22 protein-coding genes and 1 tRNA gene are annotated in these 24,608 nt (G+C 59.4%); 15 read left to right on the top strand and 8 right to left on the bottom strand.

What is annotated here, in order from left to right; all coding sequences use genetic code 11:
* Nucleotides 1-78: 78 nt before the first annotated feature.
* Entirely contained in the window at nt 79-882 is an 804-nt protein-coding gene (locus HKK53_RS02755; RefSeq protein ID WP_169369249.1) for a putative hydro-lyase, read from the top strand.
* A 4-nt stretch (nt 883-886) separates the two neighbouring features.
* On the opposite strand, the gene HKK53_RS02750 is transcribed toward HKK53_RS02755, so the two are convergent.
* Nucleotides 887-1,777 (bottom strand): helix-turn-helix domain-containing protein, encoded by an 891-nt coding sequence (locus HKK53_RS02750; protein WP_169369247.1) that lies wholly within the window; start codon nt 1,775-1,777, stop codon nt 887-889.
* A gap of 244 nt (nt 1,778-2,021) precedes the next feature.
* Here HKK53_RS02750 and HKK53_RS02745 point away from each other — a divergent pair, with 244 nt between their 5' ends.
* From HKK53_RS02745 to HKK53_RS02730, 4 genes are all read left to right on the top strand, one after another.
* A complete protein-coding gene (locus HKK53_RS02745; RefSeq protein WP_169369245.1) occupies nt 2,022-3,332 on the top strand; it encodes an ABC transporter substrate-binding protein in 1,311 nt (436 codons plus the stop codon).
* Between the two features lie 37 nt (nt 3,333-3,369).
* On the top strand, nt 3,370-4,143 hold the full coding sequence (locus HKK53_RS02740) for an L-iditol 2-dehydrogenase (RefSeq protein WP_169369243.1): 774 nt from the start codon (nt 3,370-3,372) through the stop codon (nt 4,141-4,143).
* A gap of 97 nt (nt 4,144-4,240) precedes the next feature.
* Complete coding sequence (locus HKK53_RS02735) at nt 4,241-4,672, top strand: hypothetical protein (RefSeq protein WP_178117438.1); 432 nt, start codon at nt 4,241-4,243, stop codon at nt 4,670-4,672.
* A 151-nt stretch (nt 4,673-4,823) separates the two neighbouring features.
* Nucleotides 4,824-6,665 carry a DAHL domain-containing protein gene (locus tag HKK53_RS02730; protein WP_169369240.1) on the top strand — a complete coding sequence of 614 codons (1,842 nt, stop codon included), beginning with the start codon at nt 4,824-4,826 and terminating at the stop codon, nt 6,663-6,665.
* A gap of 67 nt (nt 6,666-6,732) precedes the next feature.
* Here the strand turns inward: HKK53_RS02730 and HKK53_RS02725 are convergent, their stop codons facing one another.
* Nucleotides 6,733-7,983, bottom strand: a complete 1,251-nt coding sequence (locus HKK53_RS02725; protein WP_429528846.1) for an MFS transporter — start codon at nt 7,981-7,983, stop codon at nt 6,733-6,735.
* Nucleotides 7,984-8,082: 99 nt separating this feature from the next.
* Between HKK53_RS02725 and HKK53_RS02720 the strand changes: the two genes are divergently transcribed.
* Nucleotides 8,083-9,069 (top strand): AraC family transcriptional regulator, encoded by a 987-nt coding sequence (locus HKK53_RS02720; protein WP_169374162.1) that lies wholly within the window; start codon nt 8,083-8,085, stop codon nt 9,067-9,069.
* A 96-nt stretch (nt 9,070-9,165) separates the two neighbouring features.
* Here HKK53_RS02720 and HKK53_RS02715 read toward each other — a convergent pair.
* The 5 genes from HKK53_RS02715 to HKK53_RS02695 form a co-directional block, all read right to left on the bottom strand.
* A tRNA-Gly gene (locus HKK53_RS02715) sits at nt 9,166-9,241 on the bottom strand.
* Nucleotides 9,242-9,304: 63 nt separating this feature from the next.
* Nucleotides 9,305-9,865 (bottom strand): CDP-diacylglycerol--glycerol-3-phosphate 3-phosphatidyltransferase, encoded by a 561-nt coding sequence (gene pgsA / locus HKK53_RS02710; protein WP_169369238.1) that lies wholly within the window; start codon nt 9,863-9,865, stop codon nt 9,305-9,307.
* Between the two features lie 32 nt (nt 9,866-9,897).
* On the bottom strand, nt 9,898-11,721 hold the full coding sequence (gene uvrC, locus HKK53_RS02705) for an excinuclease ABC subunit UvrC (RefSeq protein ID WP_123596508.1): 1,824 nt from the start codon (nt 11,719-11,721) through the stop codon (nt 9,898-9,900).
* A 2-nt stretch (nt 11,722-11,723) separates the two neighbouring features.
* Nucleotides 11,724-12,365, bottom strand: coding sequence for a response regulator transcription factor GacA (gene gacA / locus HKK53_RS02700; RefSeq protein WP_082356623.1), 642 nt, complete (start codon nt 12,363-12,365; stop codon nt 11,724-11,726).
* 126 nt (nt 12,366-12,491) lie between these two features.
* The gene (locus HKK53_RS02695; protein WP_169369236.1) at nt 12,492-12,935 is read right to left on the bottom strand and encodes a GNAT family N-acetyltransferase; all 444 of its coding nucleotides are present in this window, start codon (nt 12,933-12,935) and stop codon (nt 12,492-12,494) included.
* Between the two features lie 161 nt (nt 12,936-13,096).
* Between HKK53_RS02695 and HKK53_RS32765 the strand changes: the two genes are divergently transcribed.
* Entirely contained in the window at nt 13,097-13,225 is a 129-nt protein-coding gene (locus tag HKK53_RS32765; protein ID WP_272900294.1) for a hypothetical protein, read from the top strand.
* A gap of 351 nt (nt 13,226-13,576) precedes the next feature.
* Nucleotides 13,577-14,665, top strand: coding sequence for a 3-deoxy-7-phosphoheptulonate synthase (locus tag HKK53_RS02690; RefSeq protein ID WP_169369235.1), 1,089 nt, complete (start codon nt 13,577-13,579; stop codon nt 14,663-14,665).
* A gap of 51 nt (nt 14,666-14,716) precedes the next feature.
* Here the strand turns inward: HKK53_RS02690 and HKK53_RS02685 are convergent, their stop codons facing one another.
* Nucleotides 14,717-15,766, bottom strand: a complete 1,050-nt coding sequence (locus tag HKK53_RS02685; protein WP_169369233.1) for a hypothetical protein — start codon at nt 15,764-15,766, stop codon at nt 14,717-14,719.
* A 340-nt stretch (nt 15,767-16,106) separates the two neighbouring features.
* On the opposite strand from HKK53_RS02685, the gene HKK53_RS02680 reads away from it, so the two are divergent.
* The 7 genes from HKK53_RS02680 (at nt 16,107) to HKK53_RS02650 (ending at nt 24,537) form a co-directional block, all read left to right on the top strand.
* Nucleotides 16,107-16,988, top strand: a complete 882-nt coding sequence (locus HKK53_RS02680; protein WP_169369231.1) for an esterase/lipase family protein — start codon at nt 16,107-16,109, stop codon at nt 16,986-16,988.
* Between the two features lie 121 nt (nt 16,989-17,109).
* Nucleotides 17,110-17,391 carry a peptidylprolyl isomerase gene (locus tag HKK53_RS02675; RefSeq protein ID WP_008150918.1) on the top strand — a complete coding sequence of 94 codons (282 nt, stop codon included), beginning with the start codon at nt 17,110-17,112 and terminating at the stop codon, nt 17,389-17,391.
* A gap of 136 nt (nt 17,392-17,527) precedes the next feature.
* Complete coding sequence (locus HKK53_RS02670; protein ID WP_169369229.1) at nt 17,528-19,396, top strand: extracellular solute-binding protein; 1,869 nt, start codon at nt 17,528-17,530, stop codon at nt 19,394-19,396.
* The gene (locus HKK53_RS02665; protein WP_169369227.1) at nt 19,396-20,457 is read left to right on the top strand and encodes a microcin C ABC transporter permease YejB; all 1,062 of its coding nucleotides are present in this window, start codon (nt 19,396-19,398) and stop codon (nt 20,455-20,457) included. The genes HKK53_RS02670 and HKK53_RS02665 overlap by 1 nt, the downstream gene beginning before the upstream one ends.
* On the top strand, nt 20,457-21,479 hold the full coding sequence (locus HKK53_RS02660; RefSeq protein ID WP_169369225.1) for an ABC transporter permease: 1,023 nt from the start codon (nt 20,457-20,459) through the stop codon (nt 21,477-21,479). The genes HKK53_RS02665 and HKK53_RS02660 overlap by 1 nt, the downstream gene beginning before the upstream one ends.
* Nucleotides 21,480-21,493: 14 nt before the next feature.
* Complete coding sequence (locus HKK53_RS02655) at nt 21,494-23,068, top strand: ABC transporter ATP-binding protein (RefSeq protein WP_169369223.1); 1,575 nt, start codon at nt 21,494-21,496, stop codon at nt 23,066-23,068.
* A gap of 53 nt (nt 23,069-23,121) precedes the next feature.
* The gene (locus HKK53_RS02650; RefSeq protein ID WP_169369221.1) at nt 23,122-24,537 is read left to right on the top strand and encodes a sigma-54 interaction domain-containing protein; all 1,416 of its coding nucleotides are present in this window, start codon (nt 23,122-23,124) and stop codon (nt 24,535-24,537) included.
* Nucleotides 24,538-24,608: the final 71 nt, after the last annotated feature.

Genomic DNA, 24,608 nt, shown 5'->3' with positions numbered 1-24,608 from the left:
GGGGGTAACAACATTCCTGGTTGGACGCCGTCGCCACGGTTTTCTAAAAAGAACCCACAAACCTGTGGAGATGCCGTGATGAACCAACCCGCCCTGTCCTTCGAACAATTACAACAGCGCGCGCCGCTGGCCCTGCGCCAGACCATCGCCGCCGGGCACTATCAAGGACACACCAGCGGCCTCGGCCAGGGCCGGGTGCAAGCCAATATCGTGATCCTGCCCAGCGATTGGGCTAACGAATTCCTGCGCTATTGCACCCTCAATCGCCAGGCCTGCCCGTTGCTTGACGTGACCGAGCCCGGGGATCCGTTTTTCCGCAACCTCGGCACTGCCATCGACATTCGCCATGACGTGCCGCGCTACCGGGTCTATCGCCACGGCGAGTTGAGCGATGAGCCGCTGGACATCGAGTCCCTGTGGCAAGACGACCTGGTTGCCTTCGCCATCGGCTGCTCGTTCTCCTTCGAACAACCACTGCTCGATGCCGGCATTGCGCTCAAGCACATTGATCTGGGGCGCAATGTCGCCATGTACCAGACCAACATCGACACTCGCCCCACTGCTCGCCTGGGCGGCAAACTGGTGGTGAGCATGCGCCCGATGAAAGCTGCCGCGGCGATCCAGGCGATCCAGATCACCGCGCGCATGCCCAACGTCCACGGCGCCCCGGTGCACATTGGTGATCCGGCGCTGATTGGCATTCACTCGCTGGACACGCCGGATTACGGCGATGCGGTACCGATCGCCGCCGATGAAATCCCGGTGTTCTGGGCTTGCGGCGTGACACCGCAATCGGTGGTGCAAGCTTCACGCCCACCGCTGTGCATTACCCATGCGCCGGGTTGCATGCTGGTGACGGATTTATGGAACAACGCAGTGTGATTCGTTAACCAGCCTGCAACCGCTGCCGATACTCGCTCGGCGTTTCCTGCATTTCATGGCGGAAGTGCCGATTGAAATTCGACAGGTTGGCGTAGCCGACTTCAAAGCAGATGTTGGCAACGCTGAGGCTGCTTTGCGCCAGCAAGCGACAGGCCCGCTGCACGCGCAGTTTGCGGGTCAGGTCGACGAAGGTGTGGCCGGTGGCGCGTTTGAAGAATTTGGAGAACGCCGGTTCGCTCATGTCCAGGCGCTGGGCGATGACGGACAGGCGCAGTTCGTCGGCGAGGTCGTTGAGGATGTAATCGAAGACAATGCTCATGCGCTGGGCCGTCAAGGCATCGAGCATTGGCGCGTATTGCAGGCTGGCGAGGGTTTTTCGTTGGCTGTCCGGCGCCGAGGCCAGCAGTTGCAGCAACGACAGGAACAGGCACAACCGTTCAAACCCCTGGCTCTGGCCGATCTGTTCCAGAAGCTCGGCGGCTTTTTTGCGGGTCGCACCGCTGAACTCGATCCCCTGCGCCGCTTGGCGAAACAGGCCTTGCAGCTCAGTGAGTTCAGGCACCAGGTTGCGCAGTTGCATCAGTGCCTGGCCATCGAACTGCAACACCACGTCACGCCCCGCGATCACCTCGCCTTTGCCCAGGTCGCTGATCCAGTCGTGGGGCAAGCCAGGCCCGATCAGCGCCACATGGCCAGCCTCGAACAGGCCGATGTAGTCACCCGCCAACAACCGACCGCTGCCTTCGCGGATCAAGTGAATCTCGAATTCGGGATGATGATTCCAGCGCGCCAGGTCGAACGGATAGTCATGCTGATACCAGCGAAAGCTGTGCTGCGGCTCGTTGAGGATGACTTCGAGCGCGGGCTGCTTGTCCGCGGTGGCGTACTGGCTCATCACTGTCGCGTCCTTCTTGTTTTTGTAGGTCAAGCAAGATTCACACTAAGGCGCAGGGGTTGCCTAGCGCAATGATCGGCCGCGACTGATACTTTTTTGCCGCCACTGCACCCGGTTAAAAAAGTATCAGTGGGGCGTGTGCCGTTGATTTGTGAGGCCTCTGGGGAGCTGGTGTAATCGCTTCGCCATCCCGGATTACAACAATAAAAGATTCTGCTGCCCATGCCGCAGAGCGGAGAACACCATGAAGCTATTGCCCCACGCGCTGTTGCTGTCCGCCAGTTTTTCCTGCGCCCTGCTCGCCCAGGCCGCCGATACCGTGACCATCGCTACCGTCAACAACAGCGACATGATCCGCATGCAAAAGCTGTCGAAAACCTTCGAGGCCGCCCATCCGCAGATCAAGCTCAATTGGGTGGTGCTGGAAGAAAATGTCCTGCGCCAGCGCCTGACCACTGACATCGCCACGCAAGGTGGGCAGTTCGACGTGCTGACCATCGGCACTTACGAAACACCGTTGTGGGCGGCAAAAAACTGGCTGGAACCGATGAAGGACCTGCCCGCCGGGTATGACGTCGAGGACATCTTCCCTTCGGTGCGCCAGGGGCTTTCACTCAACGATACGCTCTACGCCCTGCCGTTCTATGGCGAAAGCACCGTCACTTATTACCGCACCGACCTGTTCAAGGACGCCGGGCTGAGCATGCCCGAACACCCGACCTGGACCCAGCTCGGTGAGTTCGCCGGCAAGCTGCACCAGCCGGACAAAGAACAATACGGCATGTGCCTGCGGGGCAAGGCCGGTTGGGGGGAAAACATCGCGCTGCTGTCGACCATGGCCAATGCCTTTGGCGCGCGTTGGTTTGACGAAAAATGGCAACCGCAACTCAGCGGTCCCGAATGGACCGCCGCCGCGAATTTCTACGTCGATACGTTGAAGCGCTACGGCCCGCCCGGTGTGTCGAGCAACGGCTTCAACGAAACCCTGGCGCTGTTCAACAGCGGCAAGTGCGCGATGTGGGTCGATGCCAGCGTCGCCGGTTCCTTCATCACGGACAAGACCCAGAGCAATGTCGCGGACAAGGTCGGCTTCGTTGCCGCACCGACGCAGGTCACGGACAAAGGCTCGTCCTGGCTGTATGCCTGGTCGCTGGCGATCCCCACCAGTTCCAAACACAAGGACGCCGCCAAGGCCTTTGTGACCTGGGCCACTTCCAAGGAATACATCCAGCTGGTCGCGCAGAAGGACGGCATCAGCAACGTGCCGCCGGGCACGCGGATGTCCACCTACAGCGACGCCTATTTGCAGGCCGCGCCCTTTGCCAAAGTCACGCTGCAAATGATGCAGAACGCCGACCCGGCGCACCCTTCCATGCAGCCCGTGCCCTACGTCGGCATCCAGTACGTGACCATTCCGGAATTCCAGGCCATCGGCACCTCGGTCGGCAAGCAGTTATCCGCAGCGCTCACCGGGCAGATGTCGGTGGAGCAAGCGTTGGCCAATGCCCAGCAGAGCACCGAGCGCGAGATGAAGCGCGCCGGGTATCCGAAATAAAGCCATGACATTCAGCATTAACGAACGGATGAAAAAGATGAAACGTCTGGAAGGAAAAAGCACGCTCATTACCGGTTCGGCCAGAGGCATCGGCCGGGCCTTCGCCCAAGCCTATATCCACGAAGGCGCGACCGTCGCGATTGCCGACATCAACCTGGAACGGGCGCAAGCCACGGCCGCCGAGCTGGGCCCGCAAGCGTATGCGGTCGAGATGGACATTACCCATCAGGCGTCGATAGACGGCGCCATTTCTGCGGTGGTCGCGAGAGTCGGCAAGCTCGATATCCTGATCAACAACGCGGCGCTGTTCGATCTCGCGCCGATCACCGAGATCTCCCGCGACAGCTACGAACGCCTGTTCTCGATCAACGTGGCCGGCACGCTGTTTACCTTGCAAGCCGCCGCCCGACAGATGATCGCCCAGGGCCATGGCGGCAAGATCATCAACATGGCCAGCCAGGCGGGTCGCCGCGGTGAAGCGCTGGTGGCGATCTATTGTGCGACCAAGGCTGCCGTTATCAGCCTCACGCAATCGGCCGGTCTTGACCTGATCAAACACAAGATCAACGTGAATGCCATCGCCCCCGGCGTGGTCGACGGCGAGCATTGGGACGGCGTCGATGCCCTGTTCGCGAAGTATGAAAATCGTCCGCTCGGGGAAAAGAAAAGGCTGGTGGGCGCCGAAGTGCCGCTTGGACGCATGGCGACGGCGGAGGACCTGGTGGGAATGGCGATTTTCCTGGCTTCGACTGAAAGTGACTACATCGTGGCGCAGACCTATAACGTTGATGGCGGTAACTGGATGAGTTGAGGACACACTGCGAGCGGCGCTAATTGAGCCTGGCCTCACCTTTTCGCGTATTGTGCAGCGCTGTGAAATGCACCGTATGACTGTGAGGGAATGAACGTTGAGTACTGAAGAAAAAATGACCGGGGATCTGTTCGAAGTCGATAAACGCCTGGGGCTCAAGCCTGTCGTCGACTTCAACGCCTACCTGCTCGCGGCCTTCGGCGACGGTCAATGCACCTGCATCCGCTGTGTCGACAGCCAGGGCGACGAGACCGGTTATGAGTACCAACACACCTTCAACCTGGAAGGGCAAGTGCTCAACCGCCGCTTCGCCTCCACCGCCGGCAGCGATGTGCTGATGGCGCTGAAGAAAGCCTGGCTGTCGTATACCAAGGTGGAACTGGAGGTTTACGGCAGCCTGGCGCTGGCGACCGTCAAGGAATTTGTCGAGCCGCAGTTGCACAAGCGATTGCAGCCGCTGTTCCTGGCCAGTGGGCTGGTCAAGGACGTGGACGGGAATCTGCAATTGCAGCAACAAGTTGCTGGCTGAACATCACTGCACACACCTTCCACGCCAATAAAAACGCCACTCCATTGAGTGGCGTTTTTGTGAGCAGTTTCCCGGCGTACGACTAGAATCCGAGTACGTAGATATTTGCATGATGCCTGTATTTTCAACTTTCAGGGAACGGAAGAACATTATGCAAATTCGCAGCGGTTATAAATGGGTCACTTTCTCGGCAATCGCCCTCACCACATTGGCGGCGTTATTATTCCTTTTGTACAAGTCGTACGCCTATGAAACGTCGACCTACTTCGAATCCCGCGATTTCGTTCGTCAATTAAAACAATTGGATGCCAATTGGGGGGTCAAGATCCTCAGGGCAAAAATCGGCATCAACAGCAGCTTGCTGCTGGGAGCGCCCGCCGAATCCGGTAACCGCTGGGATCAACTGGACAAACTGAACAATTCCGGCCCGCTGCCGGCCTTATGGAATGATCGCCGACAAGGCTATCTGAACGCGGTGCAAAACAAGACGCTACTGGTTGATCAATTTAAACAGCACAACACAGTACTGCGCGCCGCCCTTGATGCGTTGCCCGAAGTAGAAAACATCATTCAAGGCTCGCTGAAAGATATCAATGCCCAACAACCGCTGGAATACCTGACCCATTCCTCAAATATATTGAATCTTTCATTGAGCACCCTCGAATATGCCCTTTATGCCTCCAGCGATAAAGCCAAGGAAATTGACGACCAACTGAGCGTACTCAGCCAATACATGAGTCAGCTCCCTTCTGAACGCCTTCCGCCTTTCAATACTTTCGTCGCTCATGTGAACTCAATCATGCGCGAACAACCCATCGTCAATGACCTGCTTGACCGGATTAATGTAATTCCCGTCGCCCAGCAACTGGACAGCATCAATGAGTTGCTGAATGAAACCCAGCGCCGAACGGAAGCCCAGGACCGCCAATACCATATCTACCTGGCCGTCTGCGCCAGCATCCTGGCGTTGTTGTTGGTGTACCTGGCCGCGCGCTTGATTCGCAGTTATACCGTGATCAACAAAATCAACGGCGAGTTGCAAACGGCCAACGAGCGGCTTGAGCAGCGGGTCGAGGAGCGCACGCGAGAACTGATCGAAGCCGAGCGCGAATTGGTGGATGCCGCCCGCATGGCCGGCATGGCGGAAATCGCCACCAACGTGCTGCACAACGTTGGCAATGTGTTGAACAGCGTAAACGTCTCCGCCGATGTGATCGCACGCCGATTGTCGACCAGCAAGACTTTAGGCCTGGGTAAAGCCGTGAAAATGATGAACGATCATCCCGAGGACTTAGGACAGTTCATCACCCACGATGAAAAAGGCAAACTGCTGCCGCTTTACTTCAATCAACTGGTCGATTCCATTGCGGTCGAACAATCGGGGATTGTCGAAGAGCTGGAGCAACTGACCAAGAGCATCGATCACATCAAGGACATCGTGTCCACGCAGCAGGCCTACGCCGGCGCGGCGCGGGTGGTCGAGCCGCTGAACGTGATCAATCTGTTCGAAGATGCGCTGCGCATGAACTCCGGCGCCTTGAGCCGTCACCATGTCACGGTGATCAAGGACTACCAGGACGTCCCGACCATCATTGGCGACAAACATCGGCTGCTGTTGATCCTGATCAACCTGATCAGCAACGCCAAATACGCGATGTCCACCGTCACCGAGCAACAGCGGGAAATGACCTTGAGCGTCAGCGTTACCGATCATTCAACCTTGCGTTTCAGCGTCAAGGATCAGGGCGAAGGCATCGTCGCCGAGAACCTGTCGCGCATCTTCAATCACGGTTTCACCACGCGCAAGGAAGGTCACGGTTTCGGCCTGCACAGCTGTGCGCTCGCGGCGGTGGAGATGAATGGACACTTGAACGTCCAGAGCGATGGGCCGGCCCTGGGCGCCGTGTTCACCCTGGAGATTCCTTTGGAATTGGCCGACAGTCCGGGCAATGCACAACCGGCGGCGGGAGAAAGAGTAAGCCTGACGGATTGAGTCACTGCCGTCCTTGATCGAGTCGTTACTTCAGAACCTCCCGGTGCAGAGTACAAGCGATCACGCCTTAAAGATGCAGCACCGGACCGGCATCAGCGCCGTACGCTGGTGCTTCAACCTTGACCCGCATCCCAATCAACAACGCTGCGAGCAGCATCAGGATGCCTGCGGCGACAAATACGCCGGCGATGCCACTGAAACTGAACATGGCGCCCCCTGCTGCGGCACCTGCTGCGATTGCGGATTGCACCGAGGCCACCACCATTCCTCCCGCGCTTTCCGCCTGATCGGGCACCGCACGGGCCACCCAGTTTGACCACGCCACTGGCACGCCGCCGAAAGCCATGCCCCAGAGTGCCAACAACAACGCCTGACACGGCACAGAAGCGGGCAGCAACACCAAGGCTAACGCCGCAACGCCAACCAGCGCAGGCATCAGGACCATTGTCCCGCGCGGGCTACGTTCAAGTAGCCAGCCGGCCAGCAGCGTGCCAACGAAGTTAGCCGCGCCGAAACCCAGCAGCATCAGCGCCAGTCCTTCGGCCCCCACGCCGGTTGTGCTTTCCAGAAACGGTCGGATGTAGGTGAACAGCGCGAAGTGCCCGGTGTGCACCAGCACGCAGCCCAACATGCCCACGGCAATGCCCGGACGCAGCAGCACTTCAAGCACCGTTCTCAACCGCGCCGTTTTGCGCGGCGCCAGAGGCGGCAGCGTGAACAGTTGGAAAATCAGCGTCACCACCCCGACGGCGGCGGCCGCCACAAATGCACTGCGCCAGCCGTACAGCCCGCCCAAATAGCTGCCAAGCGGCACCGCCACCACAGTGCCCACGGCAATCCCGCTGAAAATAATCGACAGGGCCCGCGGCAGCAGCGCCGCCGGCACCAGGCGCATCGCCACGGCCGCCGCCATGCTCCAGAAGCCGCCCAGTGCGATGCCCAGCAGGATCCGCATGATCAGCAACACCACCAGGCTGGAAGAGAAAGCCACCAGAAGGTTGGAGGCAATCATCAGTGTGGAAAAGCACAGCAGTACCACACGCCGGTCGATCCCTCGCGTCAAGCCTGGCACCAGTAGTCCGGAAAACAGCGCCACCACCGCCGTCACGGTTACCGCCTGCCCTGCCAAGGCTTCCGACACCCCCAGTTCAACGGCCATCGGCGTCAGCAAGCTGGCCGGAAGGTATTCCGCCGTCAACAATCCAAACACGCCCATCGCCAGCGAAAATACGGCCATCCAGGCCGGTGTCTGTGCTTCTGCACAAGCCTCGTTGCCAAATCGCACATCGCCTGCAACCTCACACACCCCATTGTTCATCACTCACCACCTCTGGAAATTATCTCAACCAGAAGTCTATGGACGCAGAACCGGATGTTCTATGATGCAAACTCTTTAGTTTTTGACCGAAACCCCGAAATGACCTCTCTAGATCAGTTCGCCTTATCGTCCGATCTCATCAACGAACTGTTGCGCGGCATGCGCCTGCGGGGCGTCGAGTACCGTCGCATCCAGGCCGGTCCCGCTTTCGGACTGGGCTTTGCTGCCAAACCAGGACACGCCTACTTCCACTTCCTCGCCGTCGGCACTGCCGTTCTGCGTGCGGAGGATGGCGCGTTATACGAGTTGTCGGCTGGCAATGCCGTGTTCATCGCCCAGGGTGATTCCCATCAGCTTCTCTCAAGCCCGGACGTTCCTGCTCAAGACATCGGTAGCTTTGACGCGTCCCCTCTCGGCGACGCAGTCTGCGCGGTGAATGCTTCGCCCGGTGCCGATGGCAGCCCCAGCAGCATCATCTTCAGCGGCTGCATGGAGTTTGAACTTGGAAGCATGCAGGGTCTCGGCGGGTTGATGCCGGACCTGATGCTGATTGATGCCAGAGGGCAGCGTTACCCTGGACTGATGCCGATTCTCACCGCCATGGAGCGCGAAGTTCGCTCCGCACGCGTCGGCTTCGCAGGCATCCTCGCTCGCCTCGCCGATGTAGTGGCTGCAATGATCGTACGCGGCTGGGTTGAATGCGCCTGCGGCAACGCCTCTGGCCTGGTGGCCGCGTTACGCGATCCCCGGCTGGCCCGCGCGCTACTGGCCTTGCACCGAGAGCCGGCGCGTGACTGGACCGTGGCGGAACTGGCAGCGCAATGTAATACCTCTCGCTCGGTCTTCGCGGAACGCTTCCAGGCCACAATCGGCATCCCCCCGTTGCGCTATGCGACAGAACTGCGGATGCGCCTCGCCAGTCAATGGCTGAGCCTCGATCGACTGCCTATTGAGGCCGTGGCGCTGCGCCTGGGCTACACCTCGCAGGCGGCCTTCAGTCGCGCCTTCAAACGCATCACCGGCCAGCCACCAGGTGCAAGCCGGCAAGTGGCCCGTTCAAATGCCTCCGAAGATAGTTATGGATGAGAAGGCAACGTGGAGCGATGCCTCTATCTTCAATGCCGACCACAAAAAACGCGCGCAAAAAAAGCGCCACTCAATGAGTGGCGCTTTTTCTATATTTGGAGCGGGAAACGAGACTCGAACTCGCGACCCCGACCTTGGCAAGGTCGTGCTCTACCAACTGAGCTATTCCCGCGTCTTGGTGTGGCGCATTCTATAGAATCCAGAAGCCCCGTCAACCCTTTGATTCAAAAAAGTTTTATTTCTTTTCTACATCAGTCTTCAGATGCGGCCAGGCAGCCCGCAGATACTGGACCATGGACCACAATGTCAGGCCTGCAGACACCAGCAACAACGCATAACCGAACAGCACCCAGAACGTGAAGTCCGACGGGTTGGCCAGCAGGATCACCAGCGCCAGCATTTGCGCGGCGGTTTTCCATTTGCCCAGGTTCGACACCGCGACATGAGCGCGGGCGCCAAGTTCGGCCATCCACTCTCGCAGCGCCGAGACCACAATCTCGCGACCGATAATGACCGCAGCCGGCAACGTCAGCCACAGGTTGCCATGTTCTTGCACCAGCAACACCAGCGCGACGGCAACCATCAATTTGTCAGCCACCGGATCGAGGAAAGCCCCGAACGGTGTGCTTTGTTCCAGGCGGCGGGCCAGGTATCCGTCGAGCCAGTCAGTGGCAGCGGCGAACGCGAAGACCGAGCTGGAGGCCAGGTAACTCCATTGGTAAGGCAGGTAAAACAGCAAAATGAAGATTGGGATGAGCAGGACGCGTAGAACGGTAATCAGATTAGGGATATTCATCGGCACAACTGGCTACGAGGTGAGTTGGCATTCTACTCGCTGTGCAGATTTGCATAAATCGACTCTGCGAGCTTTTTACTGATCCCGGGTGCTTTGGCGATCTCTTCGATGCTGGCACGAGACAGCTCCTGCAATCCACCAAAATGTTTCAACAAATCGCGCCGACGTGTCGGTCCGACGCCTGCAACGCCCTCCAGCGTGGACGTGCGACGGGTTTTGCCCCGCCGCGCCCGGTGCCCGGTAATGGCGAAACGGTGGGCTTCGTCGCGAATTTGCTGGATCAAATGCAGCGCGGGGGAATCACCGCGCAACGTGAATTCGTGTGCGGCGTCATTCAGGTACAAAGTTTCAAAACCGGCCTTGCGTGTCGCCCCCTTGGCCACGCCCAACAGAATCAGGTCGGGCACTGCCAGTTCGTTGAGGACGTCACGCGCCATGGATAACTGGCCCTTGCCGCCGTCCACCAGCAAGATGTCCGGCAGCTTGCCCTCGCCGTCCTTCAGCTTACTGAAGCGTCGGGTCAGGGCCTGGTGCATCGCCGCATAGTCATCGCCCGGCGTTACGCCTTCGATGTTGTAACGGCGGTAGTCTGATTTGATCGGGCCTTCCGGACCGAACACCACGCAGGACGCCACGGTAGCTTCACCGCTGGAGTGACTGATGTCGTAGCACTCCAGGCGCTGCGGTGGCTCATCCAGGTTCAGGACCTCGGCCAGCGCATCGAAACGCGCCGCAACGTGCTGACGATTGGCCAGCCTTGCGCTCAGCGCCTGTTCGGCATTGGTGACCGCCAGTTGCTGCCAGCGCGCGCGCGTACCGCGAACCCGGTGACTGATCGACAATTCGCGACCGCGCAGCTCGTCGATGGCCGAGATCAGCACCGGGAAATCGTCGTGGACCACGTTGACGATCAACTCGCTCGGCAAATCCCGTTCGGGACTGCTGATGTAGTACTGGCCCAGAAACGCCGCCATGACTTCAGAAACGTCCTCTTCAATCCCCACTTGCGGGAAGAAGTTCTTGCTGCCCAGCACGCGGCCACCACGAACGCTGATCAAGTGAACACAGGCACCGCCCGGGTTGATGAACGCGGCGATCACATCGATATCACCGGTCCCGCCTTCCATGCTCTGCTGGTCCTGGACCCGACGCAGCAATGAAATCTGATCGCGCAATTCGGCGGCGCGCTCAAACTCAAGGTTGATTGCCGCCTCTTCCATTCCGGCAGACAGCTCGTCCGTCAGTGCGTTGCTGCGCCCCTCGAGGAACATCACCGAATGCCGCACATCCTCGGCATAGACCTGCGGCTCTACCAGACCGACACACGGCGCCTTGCAACGCTTGATCTGGTATTGCAGGCAAGGTCGCGTGCGGTTCTTGTAATAGCTGTCTTCGCACTGACGAACAAAAAAGGTCTTTTGCAGCAGGCTCAGGCTTTCCCGGATGGCGCCGGCACTGGGATAGGGGCCGAAATACTTGCCCTTTGCCTTTTTCGCGCCACGGTGGATGCTTAGCCGAGGGAACTGGCCATCCGAGAGGAAGACATAAGGATAGGATTTGTCGTCGCGCAGCAGGATGTTGTAGGGCGGACGCCATTCCTTGATCAGCGTCTGCTCAAGTAACAGGGCTTCGGTTTCGTTGGCCGTGATCGTGGTTTCGACCTGGGCGATACGACCCACCAACGCAGCGGTCTTGGGTGCAAGACCGGTTTTGCGAAAGTAACTCGCCAGGCGCTTCTTGAGATTCTTGGCCTTGCCGACGTAGAGCAGGCGCGCGTCGCTGTCGAACATGCGATAGACGCCGGGGCGTCCACTCACCGTCGACAGAAATGCACTCGGATCGAAGACTTCAGTCATTTTCAGAGATTGGCATCAACCATGCCATGACGAACCGCCAACAGTGTCAGCTCGACATCGCTGCTGATCGAAAGCTTCTCGAAGATGCGATAACGGTAGGTGTTCACGGTTTTCGGCGACAGGCAGAGTTTGTCGGAAATGATCTGGACCTTCTGGCAGCCGACAATCATCAAGGCGATCTGGATCTCGCGCTCCGACAACGCGTCGAAAGGCGAATCGTTGGTCGGCTGGAAGGACTTGATCGCCAGTTGCTGGGCGATCTGCGGGCTGATGTAGCGCTGCCCGGCAAACACCAGCCGAATGGCCTGGACCATTTCCGGCAAACCTGCGCCCTTGGTCAGATAACCCGCCGCCCCGGCCTGCAACAGCCGCGTAGGAAACGGATCCTCCTCGCACACTGTGACCGCGACGACTTTGATGTCCGGATGACTGCGCAGCAGTTTTCGCGTGGCCTCAAGACCGCCGATCCCGGGCATCTTGACGTCCATCAGAACCACATCGGGTTTCAACTCACGCGCCTTGAGCAGGGATTCCTCCCCTGACTCGGCCTGGCCGACTACTTGCAGGCCATCGATGTCAGCCAGCATTCGTGTAATGCCTGTACGAACGAGATCATGGTCATCGACTACTAGCACCCTAATCAAGCAGACACCTCGCGATATGGTCGTATTGGGTTGCCGACACCTTAGCAAAAAGCGACTGGCAGACCTAGCGGCAAGCGTCATATAAAAAGTTTCAATTCATCTTTCAAGGCTTGCCCTCTGCATGTTTCAGCGACGGGGGGCATCGACTTCGCGCTGCATTCTCAGGAAACACTCGTCCTCACCAACCACCTCCAGGCCCATTCGCCGATACAGCGCCTGCGCCGGATTATTTTTGAAGACGGTCAGGCGCAAGGCTGGCCGTCTTTCCGTCCGGGCCATCGCCAATACCTGATCGATCGCCCAGGAACCGCCACCCTGCCCCCGAAAGGCTTCGCACAAGTGCAGCTCACGGATGTACAAGGCTCTGGCATCACGACTGAGGCTGACATACCCCACCGGAACATCGTCTTGCACGATCAGCCAGTTTTCGCGCCCCGCCCAGGCCACATCGAAGGCCTCATCCAGCCACGGCAGTTCGTACTTAATGTAGTAAGGCAACATGTTTTGACAGGTCAGTTCCCGAGCAAAACCCAGATCCCGGGAGGTCGCCGGACGTAATTGGTAAATCATTCAAGCCCCGTGATGATGACCGTATGTAACGAAGCATCGAGTGTGTCACAACCCACTAGGCACTCAACCGATAGAAACCGCCGCCGGTGCCCGATAGCATTTTCTGATTGAATCCGCCTGCCGCCCTCTAGTAAGCTCGGCGCATTCATCGGAGACAAGCCATGTTCAACACCCTCTCACAGCTTCGTACCGTCAGCGCACCGCGCTCGGTGGCGGCTGCCCGGGCGAACGGTGTTTGTGCTCCGGTCAGCTTTTATTTTGGGTATTGGTTTAGCCACTGGCGCGCCTGATACCCACACGGCGCCCACTTTAAACGGGTCGCCACCAGAGAATTCTCAACCCCCGGTCGGCCTCCCGACCGGGGGTTTTGTTTTTTCAGCGCCCGGTATTCAGTTGCATACATTTTTAGCGACACACCAGACAACTTGAGGATTCACGACATGAACTACGCCACTTATTACCGTCACGACAGTTTTACCGCCTGGCGATTTACCAGCCTCCGCTCGGGACAGCCTGCCGCCTCCGATCGGTCACCCACAGGTGGCAAGCACACACACGCAGCCAATCCGGCCAATTGTCGAACACCCCAGTAGGGCCGAGCACGCGGGAACGAACCCGCTGCCAGCCCAGGAAGCCTGAACATGAACTCGTCCGTCTCTGCTTTGCCAGTGTCCACCTTGAGCCCGGCCAATGAAGCGCTGACCTTGCGCCTGCCCAGCTCATTGCAACTCAAACAGCAATTGCCACTCAGTAACGCCCTGACTCAGCAAGTCGCTACCCAGCGCCGTGCGGTTCGCGCGATCCTCAACGGTGAAGACTCCCGGCTGTTGGTCATCGTCGGCCCCTGCTCTATCCATGATCCCCAGTCAGCACTCGAATACGCCGGCAATCTTGCCCGCCTGGCCGCCGAGGTCAGCGATGAAATGCTCCTGGTGATGCGCGCCTACGTCGAAAAACCCCGCACCACCGTCGGCTGGAAAGGCCTGGCCTACGACCCGCGACTGGATGGCAGCGATGATATGGTCGGTGGCCTGACCCTGTCGCGGGAGCTGATGCGTGAAATGCTCGGCCTCGGCTTGCCAATTGCCACCGAATTGCTGCAACCGATGGCCGCCGGTTACTTCGACGACTTGCTCAGTTGGGTCGCCATCGGCGCGCGCACCACCGAATCGCAGATCCACCGGGAAATGGCGAGCGGCCTGAGCATGCCAGTAGGCTTCAAGAACGGCACCGATGGCGGCGTCACGGTCGCCAGTGACGCCATGCGCTCGGCGGCCCATCCCCATCGGCATTTCAGGGTCGATAGCCAGGGGCATCCTGCAATCATTCAAACCCCCGGCAATCCGGATACCCATCTGGTATTGCGTGGCGGACATCACGGCCCCAACTACGACCGTGATAGCGTTTCACGGATCAACCATGACCTGACCAGGCTGAAGATCCCCGCGCGAATCATGGTCGATTGCAGTCACGCTAACAGCGGCAAAGACCCGTTGCGTCAGCCGGCCGTGTTCAACGATGTGCTCGAACAGCGCCTGCAAGGTGATCGCTCGTTGATCGGAATGATGATTGAAAGTCATCTCTTCGAAGGCTGCCAACCGTTGAGCTCGTCCTTGCAGTACGGGGTTTCGGTAACAGACGGCTGCCTCGGCTGGACAGGCACGGAACAATTGCTGCGCCAGGCTGCCGACCGTCTGCGGACACCGTACCGCGCACAGCAACCAGCGTGACAGACAGCCTCCTTCCAGTCTTCGCTCGAAGACTGGAAGACCCGGCACTGCTTACCCTTGCACCTGCACCAGCACCAGCACCACTTCTGACAACTGGCTGACATCATCGAGTCGTTCGACCGAATAACCGACCCGAACTGTCGAGCCTTGATGCTCTCTCCAGAACCGGTAAGGCACGATGAACACCAGAGGTTCACCGGCCATCTCCCGGGAGATCTCACGCTCATCCCGGTGACTGAATTCAGTGCCGTCGCACTTGAGATACACCAGCTCACCTTCCTCGGTTCGAGCACCATCGATCACGATCGTGACACCATCGATCGAGTCCTGCAGATCCAGCCAGCCTTCATCGGCCTCCAGGACGATGGGGGCGAACAGCGGCGCTCGCTCCAGCGGTCCGATGGACAACTGCATTGGCTCCGAATAAAGCGGCGCCTGCCCATGCTGTTCAATGCAGTAACGCAGGGTTACCGACGATCCGAGGCCTGAGACAATGAACTCCGGACTCACCCAGAACGATAGTTCGTGCCCCACCGCGAAGGATTCGATATTCAACCTGTCGTTGAAGCTTGTTTCGGGTGTAGTACCTTCCCAGAACAGCACCACCCGATCGCCGGATGCCATCCGGGCGTAAGGTCGAATCGTTATGCGTGTGCCTTCACCCACCCGGACCGGGTCGAGCGTACCGCCCACGGCATCATTCACGAACAACGGCAACACTCCGGAAGGGGTATCACCAACATTCAACTGCAAACGTCGAGACTGCACGGGTTCCGGCAAACAACGACTGGTAAGCGTGTAGTAGACCTCCAGGTAACCGCCATCCAGCGCACCGATGTGGGGACTGGCGACGATAAAGACAACGTCCTTGCCTACCTGCCTCTGGCTGACAAAATGCGCGACCTCATGCCGATAGGCCAACCCTTCGGCGTCGAGCCCGGACCAGTGCAGTACCAGCCTGTCTCCGCTCGCCATACCTGGATAAGGCAAGATATTGACCACGGCTTTCTTGCTGGCCGGATCCAGAACGGCATTTTCAGCCTGTACCAGCTGTGGAGCCGACAACACTCGCTTCGCTGTATCTATTTCAAATGTGCTCATTCATTTACTCCAGTCCTTGGACATACGTACCGGCCCGCAGGTCGGCGTCGAACGAAGCCTATTTAAGCCCATCGCTGTGCGCGGCGATGTCAGGTAATTGCTTCAGATGACCGGGACAAATGCCGATCACTGGGTAGGCCACTGTTGAGAATCTCTCTTGACCGCTTAAAAAGATGTCGAAATGTTCCGACGTAGACTTCGTCCTGTTCCGAATTTTCATACTTTTCCTATACCGCTTTCCTTCAAGCACAGCGGATTTTTCAGACATCGCCTGGCGGCGGGAGTGTTTTAGAGTGGCGTCCGGGTCACCTCTACGAACTTCCGCGAAAAAGGTACGAACATGCAACGGAATGCAACAACTCAGCATCCAATCCTTCTGGTACACGGCCTCTTCGGTTTCGACCGCATCGGCAGGTTCGAACTGTTCCATGACGTCAAGCAGGCATTGAGAAGCTATGGCGCCAGGGTCTTCGTACCGCACCTGTCGGCTACCCATAGCAACGAAGTGCGCGGCGACCAGCTATTGGCACAGATTGAACGGGTCCTGGAAGGAACCGGCGCAAGCCAGGTCAATCTGATCGGCCACAGCCAGGGCGCACTCGCCGCACGTTACGCGGCCGCTGTCGCGCCGCAATGGGTAGCGTCAGTGACGTCCGTCAGCGGCCCGAATCATGGATCGGAATTGGCGGATTTTTTGCGCAAGGCCCTTACGCCCGGACGCTTGCCGGAGCATGTAGCCAGAAAAGTCGCGACCTCGTTCGCTGACTTCCTGTCGTTGTTGAGCGGCAACCAGCAGTTGCCACAAAACGCAATCGCCGCGCTTAACGCGCTGACCACCGAGGGCGTTGGCGCCTTCAACGACAAGTACCCTCAGGGGCTGCCGAAAACCTGGGGCGGCAAGGGTCGAGAGCTGGTCAATGGTGTGCGCTATTACTCCTGGAGCGGCACCCTGCAAGGGACCATCCTTGATGAAGGGCTCAGCGGTTTCGACCCGGCACACGCTTTTTGCCGGGCGTTTTCCGAGTATTTCATCACCGAGGCCGGGCAAAACGACGGGCTGGTCGGGCGATACAGTTCTCACCTGGGTAAAGTGATCCGCTCCGACTATCCAATGGATCACATGGACAGTCTCGGTCAGACAGCCGGACGGGGTCGCAAAGGTGTCAACCCGATCGAGTTGTATGTACAGCACGCCGAGCGCTTGAGACATGCTGGCCTGTAAACCCTTCACTTATATAAATGTCCCCATGCCCGACCGGTTTCAGATGGAACTTTGAGAAGAAATAGGCCACTGAATCCGGTAGGCTCAGCACTTTACTGAACATTGAATGGAGAATTTTCCCATGGCTAAAGCCACTGCCCGTCACATCCTTGTTGCCAGCGAAGCCAAGTGCAACGAACTCAAGGCCCAGATTGAAGGCGGCGCTGATTTCGCCGAAGTTGCCAAGGCTAACTCCACTTGCCCGTCCAGCCGCCAGGGCGGTGATCTGGGTTCGTTCGGTCCAGGCCAGATGGTCAAGGAATTCGACACCGTGGTTTTCAGCGCACCGATCAACGTGGTGCAAGGCCCGGTCAAAACCCAGTTCGGGTACCACCTGCTGGAAGTGACCAGCCGCCAGGACTGATCTGACGCCTGAGTTTTCTGCACAACGGCCCGCCTTTTGGTGGGCCGTTGTGTTTTGGTTACGTGTTTCGACTGGCGAGGGACGCGCCGCTAGCGTACAAATTGTGCTTATCGATCACCCGGCTCTAAGGCTGACAATGCGACTGGCTTTCCCCACTTTGATATTCACTGCCGTGGCCCTGCTGCTAAGTGGCGCTGGTGTGAATGCAGCACCGCAACACGCGTTGACCGTGTATGGCGAACCGGCGAAATATCCCGCGAGCTTCAGTCATTTCGCCTACACCAACCCGCAAGCCCCCAAGGGCGGCACGATGCGTCGCTCAGCCATGGAAATCGGTCATTTCGACCACATCCTGCCCTACATCGACAAGGGCATCGGCGTGAACCAGATCGATGGCCTGCTCTACTCCCCCCTGGCCCAGCGTTCGCTGGACGAGCCTTATACGGTTTATGGCCTGGTGGCGCAGAAGATGGAGCGCTCCGAGGACGGTCTGTCCCTGCGCTTCTATCTGAACCCCAAGGCGCGCTTCGCCGATGGCACTCCGATTACCGCCGAAGACGTGCGCTACACCTTCGATCTGCTGATGACCCAGGGCAGCCTGCGCTATCGCACTCAGTTTGCCGACGTCAAAGGCACTGAAGTCGAGTCGCCGCTGACCATTCGGTTCGACTTCAAAAGCAACGAGAACCGCACCCTGCCCCTGGACATCGCGACCCTGCCGGTATTCCCCGAGCATTGGTGGAAAACCCGCGACTTCGCCAGCGGCGGCGGTTACGAACCACCACTGGGCAGCGGCCCGTATCGGGTCGGCAAGGTCGACTCCGGACGCAGCATTACCTTCGAGCGCAACGCCGACTGGTGGGGCAAGGACCTGCCAGTCAGCCGCGGCCTCTATAATTTCGACCATTTCAGCATCGAGTACTTCGGCGATACCGACGTCGCTCGCCAGGTGCTGCGCGGCGGCGCCTACGACTACAACCGCGAGTTCTCCGCCACCGGTTATTCAATCGGCTACGAAAGTCCGGCCCTGAGCGACGGCCGCCTGCGCAAGGCCCACTTGGCCACTGACGCACCGCAAACAGCCCAGGGGTTCGTCTTCAATCTGCAAAATCCGATATTCCAGGACCGCCGTGTGCGCCAGGCCCTGGCCATGCTCTGGGATTTCGAGTGGAGCAACCGGCAGATGATGCGCGACTTGTACATCCGCCAGCAGAGCTTCTTTTCCAACACCGACCTGGCTGCGCGCAAGCTTCCCGATGCGGCGGAGCTGGCGATTCTCGAACCGTTGCGCGGGCAGATTCCCGATGAAGTGTTTACCCAGGTCTTCCAAGCGCCGAAGACCGATGGCAGCGGCGTGATCCGCGACAAACAATTGCAAGCCCTGGAGCTGCTCGAACAGGCCGGCTGGAAACCCGATGGCGATCAACTGGTGAATGCCCAGGGCGAGCCGCTGAGCTTCACCTTCCTCACCAGCCAGAACGGCATCGATCGGTTGCTGCTGCCTTATAAGCGCACGTTGAAACAGATCGGTATCGACCTCAACATTCGCCGCATCGACTCGTCCCAATACGTTAACCGCCTGATGTCCAGGGATTACGACATGGTCATCACCGGCTATCCGGTCACCACCTCCCCCGGCGGCGAACTGGTCAACTACTTTGGTTCGGCCTCGGCCAACGATCCCGGCGCCAACAATTACATGGCGCTGAAGAACCCGGCGGTCGATACGCTGATCAGCGGCCTGATCCGCGCCAACACCCAGGCCGACATGCTGCGCTACGCCCATGCCCTGGACCGGGTGCTGCAATGGAACTACTACTGGATTCCCAACTATTACCCGCCCGGCAGCTCCACCGTTTGGTGGAATCGCTTCGGCATTCCGAGCGTGCAGGCGAGCAATGACGAAGCCATCGAGAGTTGGTGGGAAGTGAGCTCCACGCCCTTGACCAACGAACAGATGACCGCCGAATTGATCAAGCGCGGCAAATCCGGAGGGCCGCGCTGATGTGGGCCTACATACTGCGGCGTTTGCTGCTGATCATTCCGACCCTGGTGATCATTCTTCTGGTCAACTTCGTGATCGTCCAGGCCGCGCCCGGTGGTCCGGTGGAACAGGCCATCGCGCACTTGCAAGGCATCGGCGGCGCCACGATCGGCGGTGGCTCCAGCGAGACGATGCACGGCAGTTCCCGGGCCAGTCGTGGCCTCGACCCGCAGTTGATCAAAGAGATCGAAAAACAATACGGCTTCGACAAGCCGGCGCCGGAACGCCTGTGGCTGATGCTCAAAAGCTACGCGAAACTGGACTTTGGCAAGAGCTTCTTCCGTGGCGCCACGGTGACCGACCTGATCCTGGAAAAAATGCCGGTGACCATTTCCCTCGGGCTCTGGGCCACACTGATCACCTATCTGGTGTCGATCCCGCTGGGGATTCGCAAAGCGGTGCATCACGGCAGCCACTTCGATATCTGGAGCAGCACCGCGATCATCATCGGCTATGCGATGCCGGCGTTCCTGTTTGCGATGTTCCTGATTGTGGTGTTTGCCGGTGGCACGTCGCTGAACTGGTTCCCGGTGCGCGGTCTGGTCTCGGACAACTTCGAGTCGCTGTCGACCGTGGGCAAGATCGCCGATTACTTCTGGCACCTGGTACTGCCGGTTACTGCGCTGGTGATCGGCGGCTTCGCCACGTTGACGATCCTGACCAAGAACTCCTTCCTCAATGAAATCACCCGCCAGTACGTGGTCACCGCCCGCGCCAAGGGCTTGAGCGAGCGTCGCGTGCTGTACGGCCATGTGTTCCGCAACGCGATGTTGCTGGTGGTGTCGGGGATTCCCCAGGCCTTCATCAGCGTGTTCTTCGCCGGCTCGTTGCTGATCGAGGTGATTTTCTCCCTCGATGGCCTCGGCCGCATGAGCTACGAAGCGGCCGTGTCACGGGACTATCCGGTGGTCTTCGGTTCGCTGTTCATCTTCACCCTGTTCGGCCTCTTGATAAAACTGGTCGGGGACCTCTGCTACACCCTGGTCGACCCGCGTATCGACTTCGCCGCGAGGAACGCCTGATGTTCAAGCTCTCGCCCCTGGGCCTTCGTCGCTTCGAACGCTTCAAGAAAAACCGCCGGGGCTGGTGGTCGCTGTGGTTGTTTATCGGGTTGTTCCTGCTGACCCTCGGCGGTGAACTGATCGCCAACGATAAGCCGCTGATCGTCAGCTTCCAGGGTTCGCTGTACTTCCCGGTGTTCAAGCGTCATACCGAGCAGGAATTCGGCGGGCAACTGCCGTTCCAGGCCGACTATCGCAGCGATTACGTGCAGAAGCTGATCAAGCAGGACGGCGGCTGGCTGCTGTTTCCGCCGATTCCGTTCAGCGACGACACGCCCAACTACGATTTGAACAAACCGGCGCCGAGCCCACCGTCGAAGGTCAACTGGCTGGGCACCGACGATCAGGCGCGGGACGTGCTGGCCCGGGTGATTTTCGGCGCCCGCGTGTCGATTCTGTTTGCCTTGATGCTGACGTTTGTCAGTGCGCTGATCGGCATTGCCGCCGGTGCGCTGCAAGGCTATTACGGCGGTTGGGTCGACTTGCTCGGCCAGCGCTTGCTGGAAGTCTGGTCGGGGTTGCCGGTGCTGTACCTGCTGATCATTCTGTCGGGGTTCGTCGAGCCTAATTTCTGGTGGTTGCTGGGGATCATGGCGCTGTTTTCCTGGTTGGCCCTGGTGGACGTGGTGCGCGCCGAGTTCCTGCGCGGGCGCAACCTGGAATACGTCAAGGCGGCTCGGGCGCTGGGCCTGACCGACCGCAAAGTGATCGTGCGGCACATCCTGCCCAACGCGATGAACGCGACCTTGAGTTACCTGCCGTTCATTTTGACCGGCGCAATCTCGACGCTCACGGCCCTGGACTTTCTCGGCTTCGGCATGCCGGCCGGCAGCGCCTCATTGGGTGAGCTGATCGGTCAGGGCAAGCAGAACCTGCAAGCACCGTGGCTGGGCCTGACGGCGTTTTTCACCCTGGCGCTGATTCTTTCTTTATTGGTGTTCATCGGCGAGGCATTGCGTGATGCCTTCGACCCTCGATCATGAAGCGGACATTAGATATGAGTGACAACCTGATCGAAATCCGTGACCTGAGCGTGGCGTTCAGTGGCCAGACGGTGGTGCGCAACCTGTGCCTGGATATCCGCCCCGGCGAGTGCCTGGCGCTGGTCGGTGAGTCGGGCTCCGGTAAATCGGTGACAGCCCATTCGATCCTGCAATTGCTGCCGGAAACCGGTACTCAAACCTCCGGCAGCATTCGTTATCGCGGCCAGGAACTGGTCGGTGCCGACGCCTCGGTCCTGCGCAAGTTGCGCGGCGACCGGATCGCGATGATCTTCCAGGAGCCGATGACCTCGCTGAACCCGCTGCACAGCATCGAAAAGCAGATTGGCGAAACACTGCTGGTGCACAAAGGCCTGGCCGGCAAAGCGGCGCAAGGGCGGATTCTCGAATTGCTGGAGCTGGTAGGCATCAAGCACCCCAGGGAACGACTCAAGGCCTATCCGCATCAACTGTCCGGCGGCCAGCGGCAACGGGTGATGATTGCCATGGCCCTGGCCTGTGAGCCAGAACTGCTGATCGCCGACGAACCGACCACCGCGCTGGATGTGACGGTGCAGCGCAAGATCCTGTTGCTGCTCAAATCACTGCAACGGCGGCTCGGCATGTCACTGCTGCTGATCAGCCATGACCTTAATCTGGTGCGCAGCATCGCCCAGCGCGTGTGCGTGATGAAGGCCGGGGAAATCGTCGAGCAGGCTCCTTGCGAGCAGCTGTTCACCGAACCGAAGCACCCTTACAGCTGCGTGCTGCTGAATGCCGAGCCGGAAGGCGAAGCCCTGCCCCGGGACGAACGCGAGAAAGTGCTGGAAGTGGACGACTTGCGGGTCAAGTTCGCCCTTGGCGGCGGTCTGTTCCAGCGCAAGACCTGGTTACACGCGGTGGATGGCATCAGCCTGAACGTCCAGCGTGGCAAGACCTTGGGTATCGTTGGCGAGTCCGGTTCGGGCAAGTCCACTTTGGGTCAGGCGATCCTGCGGTTGCTCGATTCCGAAGGCAGCATTCGCTTCCAGGGCGAGGCGCTCGACGGCCTTACGCAAAAGCAGCTGCGGCCGTGGCGCAAGAAGATGCAGGTGGTGTTCCAGGACCCGTTTGGCAGTCTGAGCCCACGGATGTCGGTGGCGCAGATCATCAGCGAAGGCCTGGAAGTGCATAGCCAGTTGACCGCCGAGCAATGCAAGGCCGAGGTGATTCGGGCCCTGGAAGAAGTCGGCCTCGACCCGCAAAGCCGTCACCGTTATCCCCATGAGTTTTCCGGCGGCCAACGGCAACGTATCGCCATCGCCCGGGCGCTGGTGCTCAAGCCGGCGCTGATCCTGCTGGACGAACCGACCTCAGCCCTGGACCGCACCGTGCAGAAACAAGTGGTCGCGCTGCTGCGCGACCTGCAGAAAAAGCACGGCCTGACCTATCTGTTCATCAGCCATGATCTGTCGGTGGTGCGCGCGCTGGCCCATGACATGATCGTGATCAAGGACGGCAAAGTGGTGGAAAGCGGTGCCAGCCATGATGTGTTCGAGTCGCCGCAGCATCCGTATACCAAGGAACTGTTGGCGGCGGCGCATCCGGGGTAAGCCGTGCCCGCGAAGAGGCCCTCACAGACAACCACACTCTGGACATGACAGACATGAACACCACCGAAAGCCTCAAGGACTACCAGCGCGTGCGCCTGCTGGCGATCCGCTCTTTGTTCGAGATCATCGAGCAATCGAGCGAAGGCACGGTGATTGTCGACCGCGACGCCAATATCGTCTGGATGAATGAACGCTACGCCCGGCGTTTCGGCCTGGAATCGGCGGAGGTCGCGATCGGCAAGGCCTGTGAAAGCGTGATCCCCGGCAGTCTGCTGCGTGACGTGGTGCGCACCGGCCGGCCGATCCTGTTGGACATGCAGGACACGCCCAAGGAACCACTGGTGGTAATGCGCCTGCCGATTCACGACGATGCCGGCGCGGTGATCGGCGCCATCGGCTTCGCGCTGTTCGACGAATTGCGCAGCCTGTCGCCGATGCTCAAGCGCTACCTGAGCATGCAGGAAGAACTGGCCTCCACCCGCTCGCTGCTGCGGGCGCGGCAAACCAAGTACAACTTCGCCCATTTCATCGGCACCAGCGCCGCCAGCCTGGAAGTCAAACGCCGCGCCCGGCGCAGTGCCAGTGCTGAATCCCCGGTGTTGCTGCTCGGCGAAACCGGCACCGGCAAGGAGTTGCTGGCCCAGGCGATCCACGGTGCTTCGCCCCGAGCGCATAAGGCGTTTGTCAGCATTAACAGTGCGGCGATTCCCGAGGCATTGCTCGAAGCCGAGTTCTTCGGCACCGCCCCCGGCGCGTTTACCGGCGCTGATCGCAAGGGACGCGTGGGCAAGTTGCAGATCGCCCAGGGTGGCACCTTGTTTCTCGATGAGATCGGTGACATGCCCTTGCCCCTGCAAAGCAAGTTGCTGCGGGTGTTGCAGGAGAAAGAGTTCGAACCGGTAGGTTCCAACGAAGTGATCCAGAGCGATGTGCGAGTCATTGCCGCCACCTCGACGGATCTGGAAGCGGCGATCAAACGCGGCGAGTTTCGCGCCGACCTGTATTACCGCCTCAACGTGCTGCCGATCCAGGTGCCGCCGTTGCGTGACCGCCTCGACGACATACCGGCCCTCAGCGAAGCGATCCTGGAAGAACTGCGCAGTCAGCATGAGTTGAACCGTGAAGCACTGGAGCTGCTGGGCCAACACGCCTGGCCGGGGAATATCCGCGAACTGCGTAATGTGCTGGAACGCGCGGCGTTGCTCAGTGATGACTTGATGTTGAATGTGGCGGATATCCGCGCGGCGATTGGGACATTTACCCCGGTGACGCGGGTGGCGGCGCAGGCGATTGAAGCCGTCGGCCATGAGACGTTCAGTGAGGCTCGGGAGCGATTTGATCGGCAGTTGATTGAATCGGCACTCGCACAATGTGGCGGCAAGGTGATTGAAGCGGCGGCGCGGTTGGGGCTTGGGCGGTCGACGCTGTACAAGAAGATGGTGGCGTTAGGGATTGCCGAGTCTCAATAACGAGACATGGATCTCTATTGGTAGATGCGGCCTCTTCGCGGGCAAGCCTCGCTCCTACAGGTGCGAAGTGT

Origin of the sequence: Pseudomonas sp. ADAK7 (assembly GCF_012935675.1) — a bacterium.
GTDB lineage: Bacteria > Pseudomonadota > Gammaproteobacteria > Pseudomonadales > Pseudomonadaceae > Aquipseudomonas.
The sequence above is the reverse complement of the archived record's forward strand: the minus strand, read 5'-3'. Positions and strand labels throughout refer to the sequence as shown.